The sequence below is a fragment of the Sorangium sp. So ce448 genome (genome assembly GCF_051520915.1).
In the GTDB taxonomy this organism is placed as follows: domain Bacteria; phylum Myxococcota_A; class Polyangia; order Polyangiales; family Polyangiaceae; genus Sorangium; species Sorangium cellulosum_B.
In genome coordinates, this window is record NZ_CP150343.1 from 7994130 (window position 1) to 8017921 (window position 23792).

Genomic DNA, 23792 nt, shown 5'->3' on the forward strand with positions numbered 1-23792 from the left:
TCACTGGCGGGTGAGCGGCGCGAGGCGGGAACCTCCGGCCCGCCCGGGCTGTCGATCGCCCTGCCCCACCGCCGGCGGGCCCGCGCCCAGGCTCGGCCCGCCGCGCAACGACCGGAGATCCCCTGTGCCCAGAGCCCTCCTCCGCAACCGCGCTGCGCTCGCCGCGATCGCCGCCCTCGTCCCTTCCCTCCTCAGCTGCGCCGACAGCCCCTCGCCGCCCGCCACCCCCGCCTCGCTCTCGCGCGGGCCCGGGCCTGCCGCGCCGCGCCCGCTGCCCGCCGCGCCGGCCGTCGCGGTCGCCGTCGCGGCGCGCCGCGCCGAGGCCGCGCCGTTCCGGCTCACCGCCGCGGACGGCACCGGGCTGCGCCTCGTCGCGCTCACCGGCCGCGCGGTGATCGAGGCGCCGCTCGCGCTCGCCGAGCTGCACCTCACCTTCGAGAACCCGGAGGATCGCGTGCTCGAGGGCACCTTCAGCGTGACGCTGCCGCCCGGCGCGAGCGTCGGGCGCCTCGCCATGAAGATCGACGACCGGTGGCAGGAGGGCGAGGTCGTCGAGCGCCAGCGCGCGCGCGAGGCGTACGAGGATTTCCTCCACCGAAAGCAGGACCCTGCGCTGCTCGAGCAGGCGGCGGGCAACGAGGTGAGCGCGCGGGTCTTCCCCATCCCGGCGCGCGGCGTGAAGCACATCGTCCTGTCGTACTCCCAGGAGCTCCGCGCGGACGCGCCCTTCGCCGTCCCGTTGCGCGGCCTGCCCACGGTGAGCCGCCTCGACATCGAGGCCACGGTCGCCGGCGCCGCGGCGCCCGTCCACGCGCTGCGCCGCAACGACGCCGCGCCCGAGGCCGATTTCGTCGTGGATCCCGCGCGGCTCACGTCGATCGAGGCGCGCGGCGGCCTGCGCAGCGGCGAGCTCGTGCTCGCCCGCGTGAACGCTCCGGTGGACGCGCGGCCCGATCCGCTCGCCTCCGCGGTGATCCTCGTGGACACGAGCGCCTCACGCGCGCTCGGGCTCGAGGAGCAGCTCGGCGTGCTCGCGGCCCTCGCGCGGGCGGTCGCCCAGGCAGGCGGCCCGGGCGCGCCGCTCACCGTCGCCTGCTACGACCAGGCCGTCACCCCCGTCTTCGACGGCGCGGCCGCGGCGTTCGGCGAGGTGGAGCTCGCGCGCATCCGCGAGCGGCAGGCGCTCGGCGCCTCGGATCTCGGGCGCGCGCTCCGCTGGGCCGGCGAACGCGCGCGCGCCCGCGGGCAGCGGCGCGTCGTGCTGCTCTCCGACGGCATCGCCACGGCGGGCGAGGTCGCGCCGGGCGCGCTGCGCGGCGCCGCGGCGGCGCTGCGGGGCGCGGGGGTCGAGCGGCTCGACGCGGTCGCGCTCGGCGGCCTCCGCGACGAGTCCGCGCTGCGGCAGCTCGTCGCGGCGGGCCTGCCCCGTGACGGGGCCGTGGTCGACGGCGCGCGCGGCGCCGCCGAGATCGAGCGGCGCCTCGGCTCGGCCACGCGCTCGGGGATCGCTGTGAACATCGAGGGCGCGCGCTGGGTCTGGCCCCGCACCCTGAACGGCGTGCAGCCCGGCGACGAGGCGCTCGTCTACGCCGAGGTGCCGGCCGAGCTGCCCGTCCGGCTCACGGTCGACGGCCGCACCACGACGCCCGACCTCCGCGGCGTGGAGCGCCCGCTGCTCGAGCGCTCCTGGGCCCGGGCGAAGATCGACGGCCTCCTGGCCCGAGAGGGCGCCGAGGGCGACCAGGGCGCGATCCGCAAGCAGATCATCGATCTCTCGATCGCGCACCGGGTGCTGAGCCCGTACACCGCGCTGCTCGTGCTGGAGACCGATCACGACTACGCGCGCTTCGACATCGCCCGGCGAGGGCTCTCCGACATCCTGACCGTGGAGGGCGGCCGCGTCGCCGTGCAGAGGCGCTCGCGGTCACAGGCCGGGAAGCCGTGGGGCCCCGCGCCGGCCCAAAGCCCGGTCGCCGGCGCCTCGCCTGGCAAGCGCGCCGAGGTTTCCGCTGAGCAGAGCGCCGACGTTTCCCCTGGCGGGAGCGCCGCCCTGCGCGCTCCCCCCGCGCCGCCGGCGCCTCCTGCCGGCGCGGACACCCGAACCTCCTTCCTCAGGGAAGGGCCCGCGCCGTCTGGCGCCAGCGGGAGCGCCGGCGGGCTCGGGCTATCGGGCGTCGGCGAGGGCGGCGGCGGCCGCGGCGAGGGCATCGGCCTCGGCAATATCGGCACCCTTGGCCACGGCAGCGGGGCCGCGGCCGGGGCCGCGGCGCCCGCGCCGAGCGCCGTGTTGGTCGCCACGGGCACCGGCCAGGGTTTCGGCAGCGGCCACGGCCGCCTCGCTGGCAGCCACAGGACCAGGGCGCCGCAGGTCCGCATGGGCGCCACTCAGGTGAGCGGCCGCCTCCCGCCGGAGGTGATCCAGCGCATCGTCCGCCAGAACTTCGGCCGCTTCCGCCTCTGCTACGAGAGCGGGCTCCTGCGCGACGAGGGCTTGCAAGGCCGCGTCACCCTGCGCTTCACCATCGACCCGCACGGCGCGCTCATCAACGCGCGCGACGGCGGCTCCGATCTGCCCGACAGGGCCGTGGTCTCCTGCGTGGTCCGCGCCTTGCGCGACCTCACCTTCCCCGCGCCCGAGGGCGGCAGCGTCGACGTGGTGTACCCGGTCCTGTTCTCGCCGCCGCCGAGCGGCGCGCCCGCGCCGGCCGCCCCCGATGTCCCCGACGCCCCCGACGCCCCCGATGCCCCCGCGCCCCCTCGATCAGAGCCGTATGCCGGCCGCTTCAAGCAGATCCACGACACCCTCGCCCGGGGCGACGCGCCGGCCGCCGTGCGCGACGCCCGCGCCTGGCACGCGGAGGCCCCCGGCGACGTGCTCGCGCTCGTCGCGCTCGGCGAGGCGCTCGAGGCGGCGGGCGACACGCCGGGCGCCGCCCGCGCGTACGGATCGCTCATCGATCTGTTCCCGGCGCGCGCGGACCTCCGCCGCTTCGCCGGCGCGCGCCTCGAGCGGCTCGCGGGCGGCGCCGGCCTCGAGCTGGCGGTCGACACGTACGAGAAGGCGCGGGAGCAGCGCCCCGACCACCCCGCGAGCCACCGCTTGCTCGCGTTCGCCCGGCTCAAGCGGGGCGAGCACGCCGCAGCCTTCGACGCGCTCGCGGCGGGCATCGCGCGCCGCTACCCGCCGGGGCGCTTCGCGGGCGTGGAGAGCATCCTGCGCGAGGATCTCGGCCTGGTCGCCGCGGCGTGGCTCAAGGTGGAGCCTGCGCGCCGGGCGGCCATCGTGGCCCGGCTCGCGAAGGCCGGCGCCGCGCTCGAGAGCGCGCCTTCGCTCCGCTTCGTGCTGAACTGGGAGACCGACGCCAACGACGTCGACTTCCACATCCGGGACGACCGCGGCGGCCACGCCTATTACGGCGACCCGGCGCTGCCAGGCGGCGGGCGCCTCTACGCCGACGTGACCACCGGCTACGGGCCCGAGTGCTTCACCATCCGCGCGCCCCGGGAGCAACGGGCCAGCCGGTACACCCTGCAGGCGCACTACTACGCGCGCGGCCCGATGGGCTACGGCATGGGCAAGCTGCAGATCGTCGACCACGACGGCAAGGGCGGTCTGACCTTCGACGAGCGCCCCTTCGTGGTCATGACCGACGGAGCCTTCGTGGAGCTCGGCGCCGTCACGCGCTGACGCACTGCTAGACCTTCTCCCAGCGCCCGCTCTCGACGGAACGGAAGAGCGCGTCGATGACCCGCATGTTGCCGACCGCGACCTCGATCGAGTTCTCGACCGGGCTGCCCGTGCGGATGGCGCGCGAGAACGCCTCGCTCTGCAGGTGGTACTGGTCGACGACGGGGAACGAGGTGACCCTGGCCGAGCTGCAGTTCAGCGTCGAGCCGTCATCGAGGAAGACCTTGCACGGCTGGTCGGCGGGGGCGTTGAACGGGATCTCGATCTCGAGGCGGCCCTTGGTGCCGAGCGCGTTCAGGCGCTGGTAGGCCACCGCCTGCGTGCTGCACGTGAACGTCAGGTGCGCGCCGCCGTAGTCGACGAGGCCCGAGGTCAAGCGATCGGTGCCGAACTCGGGATCGCGCTCGACGAGCGCGATCGCCCGCACGGGCTCGCGTCCGAACAGGAAGCGCGACGTGTTCACCGCGTAGCAGCCGATGTCGTAGAGCGCGCCGCCCCCGACTTCCTTCTTGTTGCGGATGTTGGTGGCGTCGCGGTTGAAATACGAGAACGCCGCCTGGACGCCGACCAGATCGCCGATCTGGCCGCCTCGCACCCAGTCCCTGGCCTGCTGCCACTGCGGGTGGTTGCGGATCATGAACGCTTCGGTGATCCGCTTGCCCGTCTCGCGCTGGACGTCGACGAGCGCCTCGGCGTCCTCGGCGCTGAGCGCGATCGGCTTCTCGCACAGGACGTGCTTGCCGGCGCGGGCAGCGCGCGCCGTCCACGTCACGTGCAGGTGGTTGGGCAGCGGGTTGTAGACGGCCTCGATCTCGGGATCCTCGAGCAGCTCATCGTAGCTGCCGTACGCCTTCGGGATCCCGAGCGACCGCGCGGCGTCGCGCGCCTTGCCGATGTCGCGCGACGCCAGCGCCGTGAGCTGGGTCAGCGGCCCCCGCTTCATGCCGGGCAGGCTGACCGTCAACGCGAAGTTGCTCGCCCCGAGGACGCCCCAGCGCACGGGGGTGAGGGATTCGTCGGACGTCGGACCTTGGGCAGATGTGGACATGGGCACCTCGCTGCTCGCGAAGCTAACGGTCGACGGCGCGCCTGTAAACGCTGGACGTGACGATGGCCTCATGGTCCCGCTCGACGCCATCGCGGCCTGCGTCATCGGAGGCGCCTCGACGCCAGGCGGCATCCTCACCGGAGCGCGCCTCGCCGCCAATGACGTACCCGACATCAACCAGGGGCGGAACAGGCGGAACGGGCGAAACGGGCGAAACAGAGCACGCCATCGAACTCCCCCTCACGCTCCAGACGTCCGTCCGTCGGACATCACTCTATTACTTCGCCCCGCTCACTCGACACCCTCAGCAAACTCTGCCATTATTACCAGAATTGCAGCCTTTCAGTGGGGGACTGATATGGCTCGAAATACCGTGGTAGGTCTGATACCGCTCATCGTTCTGGCCGGAACCGGATGCGGCGAGGACGGAGAGTGGCTGGAAGAGCCCTTGGGCGAAGCGCAGAGCGCGCTGGAGGCCGGCAATGCGCTCAATCCCAACGCGCTGAACCCCAACGCGCTGAACCCCAACGCGCTCAATCCCAACGCGCTGAACCCCAACGCGCTGGCAATCGGCGCCTTGAGCCTCATCTCCCTCGGCTCGCAGGCGCTGACCGCGATCCTCGACCCCGGGCCGAACGGCGCCCTCTCACGCGAGCACCTGAGGTACGCCGTCGAATGCGCCCTCGAAAGCTCGCAGTCATTCCGCTTCGGCTGGATCGACGCCTCTGGCGTCTATCACGACGAGATCTACACAGGCGTGCTCGGACTCGCGAGGAGCTGGGCGTGGCTCCCGCTGGATGGTGACGGACAGCGCTGGGTCTCGGCGTGCCTCGCGGCGCGCACCAACTACTACAGGATCCGCGTCGTGATCTCTTCGCGTGGACCCACCAAGGCGATCAACAAACAAAACTCGCCGGAGCTGTCCACGTTCACGAGGGAGGAGGGCGCGTTCTGGGGCAACATCTACGGGAGCTCGCCGGCGCTTTACGCCTGCCATGTTCCAGAGAACGCTGCGAGCTCACGCGCGGGTCTTCGCGACTGCGCCGCCGGGCACATCGACGAGACGACCGGCTCCATCCAGCCGTGCGGGGCGATCCAGCTCCTTGGCCCGTGTGGCAGCTATTGCGACCCCATCGCCCCCAAGAACGGCATCTATCACCCTTCCTGTTTCACGGATCCGGCGAACCGCTCGGCCACAACGAGCTTGCATCCGATCACGGTCTTCCTCGAATGAGAGGGGGGCGTCGAGCCTAGTATTCGCGGCAGTCGCCTGGCGCCTCCAGCGTGCCGAAGCTGTAGGGCCGCGCCTGCTTGACCAGCAGCCGGCGCTCCGGACCGATCAGCTTCCATTCGATCTGCATCGCGTACAGCCGGTTCTCCCCCTTCGGGTCCACCAGCGGCCGGTAATGAGCGTGGACGGCCTCGAGCACGCACCCGAGCCGCTGGACCTCCGGGAACGACAGCACGTCGCGCCCGCGCGACAGGCTCGAGCGCGTGTGGTACTCCGCCTTGATCGTGCGAGGCGGCGGCGTGTACACGATCTCGTCGCTGGTCACGCCGGGCGCGGGGTTGGTGACCGAGGCCTCCCCGATCTGCGCGTTGATGTAGTACTGGCTGTCGCGGGTGGCGTCGAGCGCGTTGCGGCTGATCGCCACGCCCTGCGCGCGCTCCGATTGCCAGGCCTGGTGCACGAGCACGGCCATGGCCGCGCGCGCCTGCTCGACGTGGCCGAACTCGCGCTCGTCGTAAGCGCGCGTGTTCCACAGGCTCGACCAGACGGTGCGCAGCGCGTCCTCGATGGAGCTCGACGCGGCGTCCAGGTCGCCGCTCGTCGACGTGTGCAGGCCCGCGCCGTTGAAGGTCGCGAGATCCTCGGTGTTGCTGCTGCTGCGCAGGCGCACGCGGTCGCCGCCGAAGCGCTGCTCGATCGCGCCCGTGACCTCGCTCAAGATCGCGGGGTCCACCGGGTGCGCCAGCATCCGCGCCCGCACCTCGGCCAGGCCCTCGGCGTGCGCGTGCGGATCGGCGCGGAACTCGGGATCCTGCTCGAGCTCGGCCAGGAGCTCCGCCGCGCCGCTCGCCTCGAAATGATCCATGTAGTGCGAGAACGGGATCGCGAACGCGGCGGGCGGCACGTACAGCGGCAGCAGGTCGAGCGGGCAATACTGCCCCACGCCGCTCACGCGGTACAGCTCGGCCATGCCTGCCGCCTTGGATCCGATGCTGTCGCTCATGGCGTAGCCCGCGGCGTCGAGCGGCACGACCCCGCGCACGGAGACGTCGAGCGCCGGCGAGAGCCGCTCGCCGGTCGGCTTGCGCTTCTCCCAGTAAGCGTCCGCCTCCTGCGCGGTGGCCTCGCGGATGTCGAAGTCCGACGCGCGCACCTCGAGCCGCACCAGCTTGCCGAACAGGGCCTTCAGGCGCGCGTCGTCGCGCGCGCCGCGCAGGGCCATGTTCGGCGTGCCCCGGCCGCGCGCCAGCACGTTCACGTGCGCCAGCGGCGTCTGGAAGGCCTCGGTGATGAGGCCGCCCATGAACGCGGTCTCGTTCGGCACGTCGTCGGTCACAACGATCACGTTCGGCCCGAGCTCGGCCGTCTCCAGATCGCGCGCCGGGACGAACGTCAGCGTGCCAAAGCCCTCGGCCGGGTTGAGCGACTGGTACGTGAGCCCCTTGTACGGCGCGTTCGGCCCCACGATGGGCGCGGTCCCCTCGATCTTCCGCAGCTCGAGGATCTGGCGCCCTTCGGTGGGCCGTATCGCCCACGCCTCCGGGTCGGGCACCGCCTTCATCGCCGCGAAGAACGCGCGCCGCATCTGCTCGCCGACGATCTGGTCGCCGGGCGAGAACTCGACGGTCTTGGCTCCGTTGGTGTGCTCGACCAGGGTGCCGAGGAGGTAGCGACGGCCCTCGGACCGGAAGTACTCGGTCTGGCTGAACAACCCCCAGCCGACGTTGAACTCCGCGGCTTGCTCGGGATCGCAGCGATCGAGGTGGGGCTCCTTCCGGATCTGCTCGCGGACAAAGGTGTAGTGGAGCGCCCACTTTCGCGTGCTCAGGAGGTGCACCGTGTCGTTCGCGGCCATGTCGACGACGAACTTGACGCCGAGCTCACCGACCGCGGTGCCGCCCTCGGCCAGCTCGGCGAAGTCGGCGGCCGTCTCCAGCCGGTGCGCGCGCCCGCTCGCGAGCTCGCGCCCCGGGAGCTGGGCGCAGCCCTCGTTCGCGGCGCCGGGGCTCGCCGCTCCGCAGAAGCGCGGCGCCCCGGTGGCGTCGGGCACGCGGGCCAGCGACGCGCCCTCGGGCCAGGCCATGAAGTCGATGCGATCGCTCGGCTCCGGGCTGTCCTCGCGCCACAGCGTCGCCACGCCCTCGAACTCGGGCGAGGCCTCGATCTCGGCCGTCTCGCTCGCGCCCACCGGGACGCTCACCCGCTCCCCGGGCGCGAGCGTGACGGACGGCTCGGGCCACGCGAGCAGCACGCCCGCGTCGGCGCCGGGCGGCGCTTGCCCCGGAGAGAGCGCCGCGAGGCGCAGCGCGAAGCCGTCGAGCGCGACCGGCGCGCCGCTCGCGTTCAGCACCTCGACGAACCCCGCGGGCCGCAGCGAGAGCTCGGAGATGACCAGCGGCCCGGCGATGGCCGGGAACGGCTCGGGCCACTGGAAAGGCCCGAAGCGGATGCTGTCGTCGAGGTTCGGCGGATCCGGCGGACCGCAGGTCTCGCCGTTCGCTCGCTCGGGCGTGGCATAGCGGCAGATCGACGGCTCGCCCGTGCCGTCGGGCAAGCGCGCGTAGCTCTCCGACCGCGGCAGCTCCGGCACATTCACGAGGTCGGCGAGCTGGCACGACGACGACCACAGCGCCACGCGCGCGCCAGAGTTCGAGAGCTTGAACGGCAGGTGCAGCGGGCCCTGCTCCGGCGTGTCGTCGGCCCAGAACAGCGCCGTTCGCCCCGGCCCGAGCGTCAGCTTCGGCAGCCGTGTCGCCTTGCCGGACTTGTCGCTCAGCGCGTACTCCCCGAGATCGAGCGGGCGCTGGCCGATGTTCACCAGCTCGATGAAATCGTCCGTCTCGCCGATCTCGTCGACCCAGGCGCCGTCGTTGCCGGTCATCACCTCGTTGATGCGAAGATCGCCGCTCGGCGCGGGCGCGGCGGCCACGGGAAGCTCGAAGTCGCACACCTCCGGCTTCGGTGGGTGCTCCTCCGTCGGGAGCTGGGTCTCGCCCGAGCAGCCGGCGCCAAGGGCGAGCGACAAGAGGGCCGCACCCACGCGCGGCTGGGGCCAAGGGTGAACGCGATCGCTGGGTGAGCGCTCCATCATGCATGCTCCCGTCGTTCCTGCACCGTCATGCCCGCTCCGCCAGCACGCGGCGTGCCGCACGCACCGGCGCCCGGCGCGGCGCAGAAAGCTCGGGAATCCAGTCCTTTGGCCGCACGGCGTGGCCCGCCGTGCGCCGGGCTGTGCCAGCGCCTGCGCCCTCACCGCCAGGGGGCCGCGCCGGCTGACACGGTCAACTGCCCATTCGGCCGGCGCGCGACTTGGATGCTGGCTTCAGCTCTTGTAGCCTCGCGCGCATGCGTGAAAGCGTGCATGGACGAGTTGCTTTGATCGTTCTCCTCACCTGCGCCCTGGCGGCATGTTCCGAGTCGCCGGGCGACGAGGGCGGCGCAGGCGGCGGCGGCGCGGGTCCAGCCGGCAGCGGCGGCGCCGGCGGCGCCGCGGAGGCCAGCTCGAGCGCGGCCGAGGGCGCGACCTCCAGCGCCGCGACGGGCGCCGGGGCCGGCGGCGGCAGCGGTGGCGGCGGAGGGGGAGAGCCCGAGGGCGGGTGCGGGAGCGTCTCGGAGGTGCCACCCGAGCTGGGGTTCGACCCGTTCTACGAGAAGTACGTCGACGCCGCGGGGATTCCCGTCATCAGCTCCGAGAAGGTGCCTGACGCGGCGCTGCTGCGCGCCTGCTCGGTGGTCGTCCGCATGCTCGGCCACCGCGACGACGTGCGTCTGGCGATGATCGAGAACCACACGCGCGTCGCCGTGATGGCGGAGACGGAGGTGACAAGCGACATCCCCGAGCACAGCGACCTGTACGAGGCGTTCCCGGGGACGGACTGGGACACGCGGGCCCGCGGCCTCGGCGCGACCCCCGCCCGGCCCGCGAGCTCCTGCGCCGAGGAGAACGTCCTGTGTTATCCGAGCGATCCGTACCTCGGCGAGGACATCCTGGTGCACGAGTTCTCGCACGCCATCGCGATCATGGGCATCGCCTTCGTCGAGCCGTCGTTCGACGGCGAGCTCGAGGACGTCTTCGATGCCGCGCTCCAGGCGGGGAAATGGGAGAATACCTACGCGGCGACGAACAAGGACGAGTACTGGGCCGAGGGGGTCCAGTCCTGGTTCGACGCCAACACCGAGGCGATCCCCACGAACGGGATCCACAACGACATCGACACCCGGGCCGAGCTGCGCGACTACGATCGCCCGCTCCACGACCTCATCGCCAGGTACTTCGCCGACGACGCGTGGCGGCCGAGCTGCCCATAGCCCGCCAGGAGCCCTGGCCATGGATCCGGAGAGAGAGAGTTCAACGCAAAGGCGCCAAGACGCAAGGGCGCAAAAAAGAACAAATCTCGTGTATTTTTGCGTCTTTGCGCCTTGGCGCCTTTGCGTTACTCTCTCTCCGCTCGCGCAGGCCGCCTCGCGTCGCTACGCCGCCAGCGCCTCGGTCAGCGCCCAGAGCCGCTCCTGCGCGGCCTCGTCGAGCGCCTCCGCCGCCGCCGGCTTGATGCGGCTCTTCTCGAAGTACTCGCCCGTCACCCCGGCCAGCTCCGGCGCCGTGGCCACGTGCAGTGAACACTCGGCCCCTTGCTCGGCCGTGAGCAGGAACAGGTTGAAGAGCTTCGTAAGGAGCTTTGGATAATCGCGCATCAGGTCAGTCCTGACCACGCCCGGATGGACGGCGTTGACCGTGACGCCGGTGCCCTCGAGCCGCCGGGCCAGCGCCTTGGTGAAGAGCACGTTCGCGAGCTTCGACTGGCTGTACGCCGCGGTCGTGCCGTACTTCCGCCGCTCGAACTGCAGGTCCTCCCAGTCCATCCGGCCGCGGTAGTGCAGCTTCGAGGACAGGACCACGACCCGCGACGGCGCGCTCTTCTTCAGGAGCGGGAGGAGGTCCTGCGTGAGCAGCCACGTCCCCACGTGGTTCACCCCGAACGTCGCCTCGATGCCGTCCTCGGTCGTGCCGCGCGCGCTCCGCCATACCCCGGCGTTGTTCACAAGGACGTCCAGGCGCTCGTGCGCCGCGCGGAACCGCTCGCCGAAGGCGCGGATGCTCGCCTTGCTCCCGAGATCCAGCGCGATCACCTCCACGTCCTTGCGGCCGGTGGAGCGCGCGATGTCGTCGCGCGCCGCCTCCCCTCTGCCCGTGTCGCGGCACGCCAGCACAACCTTCGCGCCGCGCTGAGCGAGGCCGCGGGCCGTCTCCTTGCCAATGCCCGTGTTGCCGCCGGTGACGATGCAGACCTTTCCGTTCATGGAGCTCCTCTCTCAGGTTCCAGCGGTAAGCGCAAGCCCACGGCGCGCGCGGCATGGAAACAGACGTTACAGACGTTACAGACGTTACGGAAGACGCCAGGGCAGCGGAGGCGCCCCCCGCCTCGTGACAGCGCAACGTCCCTATCCCGCGAAACTCCAGCGAGAATCTGCGACCCCCTTGACGTGGACGCGCCCCCAGCTTCTCCTGATTCTCTATGCTCAGCCTAAGAGTATCTCGGGTGCGACGGGCGTGCTTCGTGTTCGGCATGCTGGCGATGACCGTGGGGTGCGGGAGCGGCGGACCCCCTGACGATCCCGAGCCGATAGGGGCCGCGACCGGGGCGCTCACGGGCGACGAACCGGACCTCGTGATCTCGAGCGCGAGCGCGCCGCCCAGCGTCCTGCCGGGCGGCTATTTCACGACGTGGGTCACTGTGTGCAACCAGGGCAACTCGGCCAGCTACAGCACCCAGGTCGAGGTGAGCCTCTCGGACGACGACATCATCACACCGTCGGATCCCATCACCGGCTATGCGCCGCTGGGGTATCTCGACGCGGGGCAATGCGTCGAGCTCGGCGTCCAGACCGCGGCGGCCGTGCCCGATGGCGCGTACACGCTCGGCGTCGTGGTGGACTCGTTCGAGCAGGTGATCGAGCTGTCGGAGACCAACAACACGGCCATCGCAGGCGAGATCGGCATCGGCTTCGGCCCGGATCTCATCGTCTCGGCCGTGAGCGGCCCCCCGAGCGCGCTCCCCGGCGGCGGCTTCGAGGTCCAGGCCACGGTGTGCAACCAGGGCACGACGCCGAGCCAGAGCGCGCTCGTGGATGTGCTCCTCTCGCCGGACGCCGCGATCGAGCCGTCGGATCACCTCCTCGGCGGCGCCCCGGTTCCCTGGTTGAACCCTGGCCAGTGCGCGTCGGTGACCGTGCCCGCCAGCGCCAATGTCCCCGAAGGTGCCTATCACCTCGGCGCGATCGCGCACGAGAACGGCTGGAACCCGGAGCTCACCACCTCCAACAACGCGCGGGCGGGCGGGCTGCTCGGGGTCGGCTACCGGGCAGACCTCGTCGTCTCCGCGGTGAGCGGGCCGCCGAGCCAGGTGCCCGGCGGGTGGTTCGACGCCTCGATCACCGTCTGCAACCAGGGCACGCAGCCGAGCTACGGCACCGAGGTCGACCTCCTGCTCTCGCCCGATGACGAGATCACGCCCGCCGATTTCCCCATCGGAGCCGGCTATGTGCCGAACCTGAGCCCCGGACAGTGCTTCTCCGCGACGATCCCCGCGAACACGTACGTGCCCGACGGCGCGTACACGCTCGGCGCGATCGTGGACGTCCCGGATTGGACCGTCGAGCTCATCGAGACGAACAACGCGGCGGCGGGCGGCGCGATCGGCGTCGGCCACCAGCCGGACCTCATCGTGTCCTCGGTGAGCGGGCCGCCGAGCGCGACGTCCGGCGGCTCCCTCGACGCCTCGGTCACCGTCTGCAACCAGGGCACGCAGGCGAGTTATGGCAGCAACGTGGAGCTGTACCTCTCCTCGGACGCGGTCATCACGGCGAACGACGTGCCCATCGGCGGCGACATGGTTCCGTACCTCGATCCTGGGCAGTGCACAACGCGAACGCTCCACGTCGGCGCTTACGCGCCCGACGGCGCCTACCACCTGGGCGCGATCGTCGATCGGTACGGCGGGGTTCCCGAGCTCATCGAGAACAACAACGCCGCAGCTGGCTCCGTGGTCGGCATCGGCTACCGGCCGGATCTCATCGTCTCCTCGGTGAGCGGACCGCCGAGCGCCCTTCCGGGCAGCGGCTTCGGCGCCACCGTCACCGTCTGCAACCAGGGCACGACCCCGAGCTACAGCGCCGCCCTGGAGCTGCGCCTGTCAGCCGACGACAACATCACGGGGACCGACCCGCCCGCCGGCGGCGCCCAGGCGCCGTACCTGGATCCGGGGCAATGCGCCGCCGTGACCATCCCGGCGAGCGCTTACGTGCCAGACGGCGTCTATCACCTCGGCGCGGTCGTCGATCCGAACAACTGGCAAGAAGAGCTGAACGAGGCCAACAACGCCGCGTCGGGCGGGCTGCTCGGCGTGGGCCATCGGCCGGATCTCATCGTCTCCGCCGTGAGCGGGCCTCCGACCCTCGTGCCCGGCAGCGGATTCAGCGCCCTTGTCACCGTCTGCAACCAGGGCACGACCCAGAGCTACGGCAGCGACGTCGCCGTGGTGCTCTCGTCCGATCAGGCGATCACGCCGTTCGACGCGCCCGCCGGGGGCGGCTATGTGCCCGGTCTGAGCCCCGGGCAGTGCGCCTCCGTCGCCGTGCCCGCGAACGCCTACGTGCCCGACGGCGCCTATCATCTCGGCGCCGTCGTGGACCCGGGCGGCTCGCTCCTCGAGCTCATCGAGACCAACAACGCTGCGGCGGGCAGCCTGATCGGCGTCGGCCATGGCCCCGACCTCATCGTCTCCGCCGTGAGCGGGCCGCCGAGCGTGTTCCCCGGCGGCGGCTTCGACGCGTCGGTCACCCTCTGCAACCAGGGCACGCAGACGAGCTACGGCACCCACGTGGAGCTGCGTGTCTCCACGGATGCGACGCTCACGACCGCCGACCCCCTCGCCGGCGGCGGTCCTGTGCCGTACCTGGATCCCGGCCAGTGCGCCACCGTGACCTTCCCGGCGAGCGCCTATGTGCCCGAGGGTGCCTACCACCTCGGCGCGCTCGTCGACCCGCAGGGCTGGGTCCCCGAGCTCATCGAGACCAACAACGCGGGCTCAGGCGCTCTGATCGGCATCGGCTACGGGCCTGACTTCACCGTCGCTTCGGTGAGCGGCCCGCCCAGCGTCCTGCCGGGCAGCGGCTTCGAGGCGGAGATCACCGTCTGCAACCAGGGCATGACCCCGGGCTCCAGCATGGTGGAGCTGCGCCTGTCCGCCGACGCCACGATCACGGAGGCCGATGCGTTCGCGGGCGGCGCACCGACGCCTTACCTGGATCCCGGCCAGTGCGCGACCGTGACGGTCCCCGCCAGCGTCTACCTGGCCGACGGCGCCTATCACCTCGGCGGGATCGTCGATCCGTACGGCTGGCAGCCCGAGTTGATCGAGGCCAACAACGCGGCGCCGGGTGATCTGATCGGCGTCGGCCACTGGCCCGACCTCGTCGTCTCGGCAGTGAGCGGGCCGTCGAGCGTGACGCCCGGCAGCAGCTTCAACGCCGCCGTCACCGTCTGCAATCAGGGCACGACCCAGAGCTACGGCGTCAATGTCGAGCTGCTGCTGTCGAGCGACGGGGCGATCACGCCCTCGGACATCCACGCCGGGAGCGGCTATGTCCCCGGGCTGAACCCCGGGCAGTGCGGCTCCGTCGTCGTGCCCGCAAGCGCCTATGTGCCCGACGGCGCGCATCACCTCGGCGCGATCGTGGATCCGAGCGGCGCGATCGCCGAGCTCATCGAGACCAACAACGCCGCGGCGGGCAGCGTGATCGGCGTCGGTTACGCGCCGGATCTCGTCGTCTCCGCCGTGAGCGGGCCGCCGAGCATGATCCCTGGCGGGAGCTTCGACGCGTCGGTCACGGTCTGCAACCAGGGCACACAGACGAGCTACGGCACCCAGGTGGAGCTGCTGCTCTCCGCCGACGCGACCCTCACGATGGCCGACTCCCCTGCTGGCAACGGTCCGGTGCCGTACCTGGATCCGGGCCAGTGCGCCACCGTGACCTTCCCGGCGAGCGCGTACGTGCCCGACGGCGCCTACTACCTGGGCGCGATCGTCGACCGGGACAACTGGGTTCCCGAGCTCATCGAGACGAACAACGCCGAGGTGAGCGCCATGATCGGCATCGGCAACTGGCCCGACCTCATCGTCTCCGCGGTCAGCGGCCCGCCCAGCGCCATGCCGGGCAGCGGATTCGACGCTTCCGTCACCGTGTGCAATCAGGGCACGCAGCCGAGCTACGGCACCAACGTGGATCTCTACCTGTCCGCCGACGCCGCGATCACGGAAGACGACACACCCGCAGGCGGCGGCGCGGTCCCCTTCCTGGCGCCCGGGCAGTGCACCTCCGTGCTCGTCTTCGCGAGCGCTTATGTTCCCGATGGCGCGTATCACCTCGGGGCGATCGTCGATGTGCACGACTGGCAGGAAGAGCTGATCGAGTCCAACAACGCCGCCTCGGGCGACCTCATCGGCGTGGGCTTCCAGCCTGACCTCGTCGTCTCGGCGGTCAGCGGCCCGCCCAGCGCCCCGCCGGGCAGCGGATTCGACGCTTCCGTCACCGTCTGCAACCAGGGCACGTCCCCGAGCTACGGGGTCGACGTCGAGCTGTTCCTGTCGAGCGACGACGCGATCACGCCCGCGGATCTCCACGCGGGGAGCGCCTATGTGGCCGGCCTGAGCCCTGGACAGTGCACCTCCGTGCTCGTCCCCGCGAGCGCCTATGGGCCCGACGGCGCCTACCACCTCGGCGCGATCGTGGACCCGAACGGCGCGATCACCGAGCTCATCGAGAGCAACAACGCCGCGGCGGGCAGCGTGATCGGCGTCGGCTACGCGCCGGATTTCATCGTCTCTGCCGTGAGCGGGCCGCCGAGCCTCGCCCCGGGTGACCACTTCAACGCCGAGGTCACCGTCTGCAACCAGGGCACCCAGGCAGGCTACGGCGGCGACGTGGAGCTGCGCCTCTCCTTGGACGCGAGCATCACGACGGCCGACTTCCTGGCCGGCAACGGGCCGGCGCCGTACCTGGCGCCGGGCCAGTGCGCCACAGTGACCTTCCCGGCGAACGGCTACGTGCCGGAAGGCGCCTACCACCTGGGCGCGCTCGTCGATCCGTACGGCTGGACTCCTGAGCTCATCGAGACCAACAACGCCGCGGCGGGCAGCGTGATCGGCATCGGCCATCGACCGGACCTCATCGTCTCGGCGGTGGAGGGCCCGCCCAGCGCCTTGCCAGGCAGCAGCGTCAACGCTTCGGTCACCGTCTGCAACCAGGGCACGCAGCCGAGCTACGGCAGCGAGGTGGAGCTGCGCCTGGCGGCCGGCGACCAGGAGACCGACAGCGGCTTCTTCGCCGGAAGCGCGCCGGTGCCGTACCTGGATCGTGGCCAGTGCACGGTCGTGACCCTCCCCGCCTACCTGGCGGCGCCCGACGACGCCTATCACCTCGCCGCCGTGGTGGACCCCTACGGCTGGATGCAGGAGCTCATCGAGACCAACAACACCAACACAAGCGGCGTGTTCGGCGTCGGCTATCGGCCGGATCTCATTGCGTCCGTGAGCGGTCCATCGACCGCCGCGCCGGGCAGCGGCTTCGACGCCACCGTCACCGTGTGCAACCAGGGCACGACCCCGAGCGGCGGCACGAGCGTCGATGTGCTGCTGTCGTCCGACGGGGCGGTCACGCCCTCCGATATCCATATCGGCAACAGCTGGGTCCCCGGGCTGAGCCCTGGCCAGTGCGAGAGCATCACCGTGGCGGCCGGCGCCTATGCTCCTGACGGCGCCTACCACCTCGGCGCGATCGTGGACATGAACGGCCCGGTCCAGGAGCTCATCGAGACCAACAACTTCGCCGCCGGCGAGCTGATGGCCATCGGCTACGGCCCCGATCTCGTCGTCTCGGCGGTGAGCGGCCCGCCGAGCGCCACGCAGGGCAGCCTCTTCGACGCCTCGATCACTCTGTGCAACGAGGGGACGGCCCCGAGCTACGGCACCCTGGTGGAGGTCCGGCTGTCGGCCGACGCGACGATCACGACGGCCGACTTCCTCGCCGGAGGCGCCTGGGTGCCGAGCCTCGCCGTAGGCCAGTGCGAGAGCCTCCTCGTGTCCGCTGATACCTACGTCCCCGTGGATACCTACAGGCTCGGGGCCATCGTGGACGCCTACGGCGGGGTCCCCGAGCTCCTCGAGGGCAACAACGCCACGGCGGGCGGCCAGCTCGTCGTCAGCTTCTGATCATCGCTCGCCAACCCCCGCGCGCCCCGCTAGTCTCGCCGCATGCCCCTCGACCCGCAGCGCCTCGCCCGTGTCCGCGCCCATTTCCTGGCGGCTGCCGCGCTCGTCACCGGCTGCGGCGGGAGCTCCGCGCCCGACCACACGATCAACGAACGGGCTCCCATCGACCACGTCCCGCCGACGCCGACCGCGGCGCCCACCGAGTCCTCGCCCTCCGCGACCCCGCCGGAAGCTCCGCAGGCCAATCCGAGCGCCGACCCGTCGAAGGCGGCGATGAACGTGAACACGCCCCCGACTGCGACGCCGACGGCGCCCCCTGCGTCGTCCTCCGCGACCGTGGATCCTCCTCCGCCCGGCAAACCCCAGCCCCCGCCCACGTCGCCGGTGCACATCAACACGCCGTCGCGCACGAAGCCGTGACGCGAGCGGCATCCCCCGCCGCCCTCCTCGCTCGCCGGCGGCCCCGCCCCATCCCCTCATGAACACCGCGTTCCCTCTCGGCACGACCGAGCGGCTCTTCGCGACGCTCCACCGCCGCTACCTCGATCGCCGTTACCCCGCGCCCCCGTGGGACCGCCTCGACCCGGCGGCGCTCCCGCCGGCCGACGTCGAGATCGCCCGCCAGGCGTGGGCGGGGCGCGCGGTCGCCGAATACCGATCCATGATCGTCTTCGGCGAGCTCATCGCCCGCTTCGCCGAGATGCGCTTGCCCCTGGAGGTCACGACCGCGGCCTCGCGCCTCCTCCAGGACGAGGCTCGCCACACCGAGCTGTGCGCGCGCGCGGCCGATGCGCTCGGTGGCAACCACGGCGCGACGCTCGCCCCCTCGGATCTCCAGCTCCCTCGGGACGGCCTCCCGGCCCATCTCTTCGTTGCCCGGTGGACCGCATCGATGTTCTGCGTGGGAGAATCCGCGTCCGTCGGCATCCTCGACGTCCTCCAGCAGCACACCACCGATCCTTGCCTGCAGGTGGTCGTGGGCACCCTCCTGCGGGACGAGATCCTCCACGACCGCTTTGGCTGGGCGCTCGCGCGCCTCGTCTTTCCGCGCCTCACCGACGACGAGCGCGACTGGCTCGCTGCCGATCTGGCGTTCTCGCTCGCGCACTACGACCGAATCCACGCCGGCGCCTCGCGCGCCGACGGCGAGCCGTTGCCCGAGGCGCCTCCGCCCGCCGGCCCGAACCTCGGGATCCCCTCGCGCCCGGCCGCGGCGCGCGCCTTCTACGAGCGGATCGACCGCGTGATCCTCCCCTCGCTCGCCGCGCTGGGCGTGCCGGCGTACGAGGCCTGGGCGTTGCGCCTCGAGGTCCCGGCCCAGGCCGAGAATCGCTGAGACGGCGCTCGCCAACTCAAGCGCGAAACACTCGTGAGACGGGCTCGCCTATCAGCGCCGCGAGGAGGCGCTCGCCCTCGGGCCAGGGCCCGAAGCCGGCGTCGACGTTGATGTGCCCACACGGCCCCGCATGGATGAGCCGGCTCCCCCAGGCGCGCGCGAAGGCCTCGGCTCGCTCCGGGGTGCAGTACGGGTCGTTCGCGCTCGCGACGACCATCGAGGGGAACGGCAGCCTGACGCCGGGCAACGGGTGGAACGTCGACGCCTCGCGCGGGTAGCTCGGCGATTCGGTGTCGGCCGGCGCGACGAGCAGCGCGGCGCGCACGGGTCGCGCGCCCGGCGCCGCCCAGTGGACGACCGTGCTCACGCCGCAGCTGTGCGCGACCAGCACCGGGGGCTCGGCGCTGGCGGCGACCGCCCGGTCGAGCGCCTCGACCCACGCGCGTCGGTCCGGGTGATCCCAGTCGGGCATCTCCACGCGGCGCGCGAAGGAGAGCCTCTGCTCCCAGAGCGTCTGCCAGTGGCGAGGGCCGGAGCCGCTGTAGCCAGGGACGATGAGAAGCGAAAGCATCGTGACAAGACCTCCCCGCGAACGAAGAGGGTACAGAGGAAGCGGGTGAAAATCACGTCGTCACCCCCCGTTGACCCCGGAGCCACGTCGACCCCTCCGACGCGCGCCATGATGGGGCCGAGGTAGCCCAGGCGCGCCGGATTCATTCGATTTACACGACCTGTGGCAGACGCCGTGCGCGCCTCTCTTCATCCTCGTGGCGCGCGCTCGTGGCTCGCGAGGCGCAGTCACCGCCGAGACCACACTCCCCGCTGGTGGCAATGCGGCGATGCGGCGATGCGGCGATGAAATGCCCTGCTACTCCCGCATGGGACTTCCATGTCCCTCGATTTATGTGTAAATATGCCAGATGCTGTCGGCGCTGAATATCGAATCTCCGCCGGCAGGATCCTCTTGGTTGCAAACAACGTGTGACCTTACCGTGAAAGGTGTTTCAATGAATCAAGGATCGTCTTCGAGACGTCTGTCCAGGAGCCGCGTCGGGAGCTCCCTGTCTGTGTTTCTCTGCGTGCCCGTTGTGGCGCTCGCGCTCGCCGGTTGCGGCGGCACGGAGCCCACCTCTTCCTCCGAGGCCGACGAGTCCACGCCGAACGGGGACGAGATCATGAGCTGGGAGGAGTTCCAGGCGAACGTTTACCGCGACCCGCAGCGCGGGGTCTACATCATCGACGACGAGCAGGGGCTCAACGACGCGGAGCTGCGTGTCGTCTACGAGCGCTATGTCAAGACCGGAGCGCTCGTCGTGAAGCCGCTCGGACGGCGCTGACCGCGCCTACTGGACGCAGGTGCCGTCCTTCGTGCGGTCGTTCGTCGGGTAGCAATGATAGGACGTCTGGTTTTGCGGCGCCCCTCCGTCCGTCGATCCATCCAGGCAGCACGACTTTCCGAGCCAGTGTTGCTGCGAGCTCTCGGCTGTCCAGTTGCACGCCTTGCCCGCCTTCACGCACGTCGGCTTCCGGCAGGTGCCGATGTTGGTGTTCTTGTCTTTCACGCACCGGGCTCTCCACGGGAAGGCCTTCGTATAGGGCGCGTCGTCCACCCCGTTCTCGCAGCATTCCACGTCCGAATCGCACCGGCCTTCATCCTGGGGCACGCAGGCGGGATACACCCCTGACGGGACGGGCCAGACGGTCTTGCCCATGGCCGGGGTCAGGACCGGCCGGCCGTCGACCTGCTGCGTGGTCCCGGCCAGCGTGGTGCGGCAGATGGGCTCGAGCTCATTGAGCGCCGCTTCCGAGAGGGCCCGGTAGTTGTTGAGCGACCCCTTGTTCGCGTCGAGCCAGCTCGGCGCGATGCTCGCCTTGCTGTTCGGCGTGTTGGCCATGAGCCCCATGATCTTCTGCTCGGCCCAGAGCAGGCAGCTGCACATCTTCTCCGGATCCGAGGCGCTCGGCAGGTTGACGGGCCATACCATGACCGACGCATCGTGATGGTTCAGGATGTGGTCGGCCTTGTGGTGCGTCTGGCGGAGGAGGCGGTCGAAGACGTTGGACGCGGAGCCCGTATAGTACTGCTGTCCGACGTTGGGTAAGGTGCCGGTGAGGTGGTAGATGCCGAGCGTGCGAGGCAGATCGCGCCTGAGCGTGTAGCGCTCGCGGCCGTAGTCGACGCCACGGCGGATCGCGTTCTGGCCGCCGGCTGGCGGCTGCGCCGGCACGTCCTGGCTCGGCCGCAGATCCCAGTGCCATCCCCACAGATTCCGGCTCGAGGGGAGGTCGTTCGGGCCTGGTCTGTCGAGCTTCCGCAGCTCGCGCCGCGCGCGCTCCGCCTCGGTCTCCGGATTGTTCTGCCGCTGCCGGGCGAGGAAAGCGTTGTATTCCTCGGTGGTCTCGAGGATCTCCAGCTTGTCGCCGAGCATGACGCGGACCCGGGAAGGCTTGAGGTCCTTGCACACGGCCGCCATGTTGGCCGCCTCCTCTTCCGAGACCGGAAGCCGATCGTTGAGCACGCCGTCGTTCCCCGGCCACGTGCTCGTCGCGGCCATGGCGCGCTGCTCCCAGTAGCGCACGCACATGCACGCGCTGTTGCTCGGGAAGTCGGCGAAGCGGAGCTCCCAGATCAGCACCACGAGCTTTTTGGCGTTTTCGAGCAGGGGAACGCCCGGAGCATGGGAGCTGACATCGTTGATCGGGTGCCTGGGATCCGTCAGACGATCGCGCAGGTTCCACGACGAGCCTACGTACCTGAAGGCCTTGTCGAAGCCGTTCGACTGAGCCTTCACGGAGTAGACGAAGTAGACCCCGGAGCCCGGGGGCAGCTTGCTGCGCAAGAGCGCGAGCGGGGTCCCGGGCTGCGGCGACGACGTCATGCCGGCCGATTGGGCCTTGGGCTGCGAGCTCGCCGTTTGAGCCTTCGGCTTCTTCTGAGCTTTTTGCGCCTTTGGCGCCTGCGCGTGCGCGACCACGAGCGCCGCGCTGCCGAGCATGAGGCCGAGGGCCATCGGGAGAGCTGCTAACCGTCTGCTATACGCGCGCATGGGACCTCCTGCGTATCCTCGATCGCGCATGGCCTCGGGGGATCGAGCCTCACGGACCCGCGCGCCCGCGGTCGTGTTTCGATCCGTGGCGCGACACATGGCGTCGGGAGCACGTGCGTCCAGGGGACGGCACGGCTCACGCTCGTGTCAAGAGCGCGCTCGCCCCCCCGGTACCGAGCGTCCCATCGGATGCCTCACGCCGCGCCGGCCAGCGACAGGGCGAGCCAGTCGTCGAAGCGCGTCGGCATGACGCGCGCTCCGTCGCCGGGTGTGAGCGACCGATCGTCGATCCGGAGACCAAAATAGGGCGCCTCCGTGTCGGCGATCACCTCGCGGCGGTCCTTCTTGGCGCTCAGGTACTTGCCGACGAACTCGGCGAGCGGGCGCCTCTCGGGGCCGGCCACCTCGACGATGCCGTTCACGGGCGCCCCGAGCGTGACGTCGGCCAGGGCCTCGGCGACGTCCTCCGCCGCGATCGGCTGCAGCTGCGCCGACGAGAGCCGGACCCGCTCCGCGTCGGCGCTGGAGCGCGCGATGCCGTCCATGAACTCGAAGAACTGCGTGGCCCGCAGGATCGTAGAGGGGATCCCGGAGGCCTCGATCAGCGCCTCCTGCGCCATCTTCGCGCGAAAATAGCCGCTGCCGAGCATCCGATCGGTGCCGACCACCGAGAGCGCCACATGATGTTTGACGCCCGCGGCGGCCTCGGCGGCGAGCAGGTTGCGGCCCGAGGTCTCGAAGAAGTCGAGGACCGCCTTGTCCTCGAACGACGGCGCGTTCGCCACGTCGACCACGACCTCGGCACCTGCGAGCGCTCCGGCGAGCCCTTCGCCCGTGAGGCTGTTGACGCCCGTGGAAGGCGACGCCGCGACGACCTCATGGCCCTTCTGGCGGAGCCTGCGCACGAGCTTCGCCCCGATCAGGCCGGTTCCACCGATAACCACGATCTTCATGTCTTTCTCCCTTGTCCGTCACGCGAGCGACCGGCGCCTTGCTCCTGTGACCCCGCGCTCGCCCTCGATGACGAACCGGGTCTAGCTCGTGTGACATGGGGCGAAGGAAAAATGACAGCCGCGCCGCCTCGCCTGGAGATCCCGCGCGACGACCCCGATCAGAACGGCGTGTCGCCTTCGTCCGGAACGATGATCGATTTCAGCGCCCCGTCCTGGCAATCCGCCTGCAGGCGGAAGCCCTTCTCGGCTTCGGACAGGTCGAACCGGTGGGTGACGATGGACTCGACGTCCACCGCCCCCTCGGCGACCAGGCGGATCGCCCGCGGGTACACGTGCCCCATGCGCCGGGAGAACTTGACCTTCAGCCCCTTGCGGCGGCACAGCGCCGCCGGCAGCGCGTAGCGGTCGCCGTCGGGGATGCCCGCCAGCAGGATCCGACCGCCGATGCGCGCCGCCTCGGCCGCGTGGTGGAAGCCCTCGGGCGAGTTCGTCGCCTCGAGCACGAGGTCGACGCCCCGGCCGCCCGTCCACTCCGCGACGGCCGTGAAGCTCGGCGCCACGTCGTGCGCGCCCAGCCGGCGCGCGGCCTCGGCCCGGTACGCGACGGGGTCGACCGCGAAGACCCGCGCGACGCCGGCCAGGCGCGCGAGCTGGACCAGGCACAGGCCGATCGGCCCGCACCCCAGCACCACCACCGTCTCCTGTATGTGAGGCCGCGCCAGGTCGATCGCGTGGACGGCGACGCCCAGCGGCTCGAGCATCACGGCCTTTCGCACCGAGAAGCCGCGGGGGACCGGCACGACCTGATCGGGGCGCACCGCCATCCGCTCCGCCATGCCGCCGTGGAGCGGCGGCGCGCCAAGGAACTCCACGTGCGGGCACAGGTTCACGTGGCCGCGGTGGCACCACTCGCAGCGGCCGCAGGCGTGCGCGGGGTCGACGGCGACGAGCTGCCCCCTCGACAGGCCCAGCGCCGGGTGGTCGTCGACGACCCAGCCGGCGAACTCGTGCCCCGGCACGAAGGGGTCCCGGACCTGCGCCGCGCCGATCCCGCCCTCCAGATAATAGTGGAGATCGCTGCCGCAGATCCCGCAGCCCGCGACCTGGATCGTCACCATGCCCTCGCGAGGCCGCGGAGGTTCGACCTCGCCGAGCCGGACATCGCGGATGCCGTGAATGAACGTTGCGCGCACTGTTCCAGTCTCCCTTTCAAGGCTCCGCC

The 23792-nt window shown here is 71.2% G+C and carries 14 protein-coding genes; 7 read left to right on the forward strand and 7 right to left on the reverse strand.

The genetic code is table 11. The annotated features are described in order from the left end of the window. The first annotated feature begins 124 nt into the window (after positions 1-124). Positions 125-3688: an AgmX/PglI C-terminal domain-containing protein gene (locus WMF45_RS30125; protein ID WP_437708348.1), complete on the forward strand. Its 3564-nt coding sequence runs from the start codon at positions 125-127 to the stop codon at positions 3686-3688. 7 nt (positions 3689-3695) lie between these two features. Here WMF45_RS30125 and WMF45_RS30130 read toward each other — a convergent pair whose 3' ends face one another. Beyond that, positions 3696-4736 (reverse strand): Gfo/Idh/MocA family protein, encoded by a 1041-nt coding sequence (locus WMF45_RS30130; RefSeq protein ID WP_437708350.1) that lies wholly within the window; start codon positions 4734-4736, stop codon positions 3696-3698. On the opposite strand from WMF45_RS30130, the gene WMF45_RS30135 reads away from it, so the two are divergent. Next, on the forward strand, positions 4735-5970 hold the full coding sequence (locus WMF45_RS30135; protein ID WP_437708352.1) for a hypothetical protein: 1236 nt from the start codon (positions 4735-4737) through the stop codon (positions 5968-5970). The genes WMF45_RS30130 and WMF45_RS30135 overlap by 2 nt on opposite strands. Before the next feature lie 16 nt (positions 5971-5986). Here WMF45_RS30135 and WMF45_RS30140 read toward each other — a convergent pair whose 3' ends face one another. Continuing rightward, on the reverse strand, positions 5987-8992 hold the full coding sequence (locus WMF45_RS30140; protein WP_437708354.1) for a PEP/pyruvate-binding domain-containing protein: 3006 nt from the start codon (positions 8990-8992) through the stop codon (positions 5987-5989). A 350-nt stretch (positions 8993-9342) separates the two neighbouring features. On the opposite strand from WMF45_RS30140, the gene WMF45_RS30145 reads away from it, so the two are divergent. Beyond that, positions 9343-10275 (forward strand): hypothetical protein, encoded by a 933-nt coding sequence (locus WMF45_RS30145; protein WP_437708356.1) that lies wholly within the window; start codon positions 9343-9345, stop codon positions 10273-10275. Positions 10276-10437: 162 nt separating this feature from the next. Here WMF45_RS30145 and WMF45_RS30150 read toward each other — a convergent pair whose 3' ends face one another. Further along, positions 10438-11265, reverse strand: a complete 828-nt coding sequence (locus tag WMF45_RS30150) for an SDR family oxidoreductase (RefSeq protein ID WP_437708358.1) — start codon at positions 11263-11265, stop codon at positions 10438-10440. 239 nt (positions 11266-11504) lie between these two features. Between WMF45_RS30150 and WMF45_RS30155 the strand changes: the two genes are divergently transcribed. From WMF45_RS30155 to WMF45_RS30165, 3 genes are read left to right on the forward strand one after another with little or no spacing between them, the layout of a single operon-like run. Continuing rightward, positions 11505-17234, forward strand: coding sequence for a CARDB domain-containing protein (locus WMF45_RS30155; protein WP_437708360.1), 5730 nt, complete (start codon positions 11505-11507; stop codon positions 17232-17234). 42 nt (positions 17235-17276) lie between these two features. Next, complete coding sequence (locus WMF45_RS30160; RefSeq protein WP_437708362.1) at positions 17277-17654, forward strand: hypothetical protein; 378 nt, start codon at positions 17277-17279, stop codon at positions 17652-17654. 58 nt (positions 17655-17712) lie between these two features. Continuing rightward, positions 17713-18570: a hypothetical protein gene (locus WMF45_RS30165; RefSeq protein ID WP_437708364.1), complete on the forward strand. Its 858-nt coding sequence runs from the start codon at positions 17713-17715 to the stop codon at positions 18568-18570. A 16-nt stretch (positions 18571-18586) separates the two neighbouring features. Here the strand turns inward: WMF45_RS30165 and WMF45_RS30170 are convergent, their stop codons facing one another. Next, on the reverse strand, positions 18587-19141 hold the full coding sequence (locus WMF45_RS30170; protein WP_437708366.1) for an RBBP9/YdeN family alpha/beta hydrolase: 555 nt from the start codon (positions 19139-19141) through the stop codon (positions 18587-18589). A gap of 496 nt (positions 19142-19637) precedes the next feature. Here WMF45_RS30170 and WMF45_RS30175 point away from each other — a divergent pair, with 496 nt between their 5' ends. Continuing rightward, positions 19638-19907 (forward strand): hypothetical protein, encoded by a 270-nt coding sequence (locus WMF45_RS30175; protein ID WP_437708368.1) that lies wholly within the window; start codon positions 19638-19640, stop codon positions 19905-19907. 6 nt (positions 19908-19913) lie between these two features. Here WMF45_RS30175 and WMF45_RS30180 read toward each other — a convergent pair whose 3' ends face one another. The 3 genes from WMF45_RS30180 to WMF45_RS30190 all read right to left on the reverse strand — a co-directional run bounded on the left by WMF45_RS30180 (position 19914) and on the right by WMF45_RS30190 (position 23763). After that, positions 19914-21581, reverse strand: coding sequence for a hypothetical protein (locus WMF45_RS30180; protein WP_437708370.1), 1668 nt, complete (start codon positions 21579-21581; stop codon positions 19914-19916). A gap of 230 nt (positions 21582-21811) precedes the next feature. Beyond that, positions 21812-22570: an SDR family oxidoreductase gene (locus WMF45_RS30185; RefSeq protein WP_437708372.1), complete on the reverse strand. Its 759-nt coding sequence runs from the start codon at positions 22568-22570 to the stop codon at positions 21812-21814. Between the two features lie 158 nt (positions 22571-22728). Beyond that, a complete protein-coding gene (locus WMF45_RS30190) occupies positions 22729-23763 on the reverse strand; it encodes a zinc-dependent alcohol dehydrogenase (protein WP_437708374.1) in 1035 nt (344 codons plus the stop codon). Between the last annotated feature and the right edge of the window lie 29 nt (positions 23764-23792).

Coding starts and splice junctions, on each gene's coding strand:
- WMF45_RS30135 (WP_437708352.1), top strand. CDS start 4,735: ATGGGCACCTCGCTGCTCGCGAAGCTAACGGTCGACGGCGCGCCTGTA.
- WMF45_RS30130 (WP_437708350.1), bottom strand. CDS start 4,736: ATGTCCACATCTGCCCAAGGTCCGACGTCCGACGAATCCCTCACCCCC.
- WMF45_RS30150 (WP_437708358.1), bottom strand. CDS start 11,265: ATGAACGGAAAGGTCTGCATCGTCACCGGCGGCAACACGGGCATTGGC.
- WMF45_RS30160 (WP_437708362.1), top strand. CDS start 17,277: ATGCCCCTCGACCCGCAGCGCCTCGCCCGTGTCCGCGCCCATTTCCTG.
- WMF45_RS30165 (WP_437708364.1), top strand. CDS start 17,713: ATGAACACCGCGTTCCCTCTCGGCACGACCGAGCGGCTCTTCGCGACG.
- WMF45_RS30170 (WP_437708366.1), bottom strand. CDS start 19,141: ATGCTTTCGCTTCTCATCGTCCCTGGCTACAGCGGCTCCGGCCCTCGC.
- WMF45_RS30180 (WP_437708370.1), bottom strand. CDS start 21,581: ATGGCCCTCGGCCTCATGCTCGGCAGCGCGGCGCTCGTGGTCGCGCAC.
- WMF45_RS30185 (WP_437708372.1), bottom strand. CDS start 22,570: ATGAAGATCGTGGTTATCGGTGGAACCGGCCTGATCGGGGCGAAGCTC.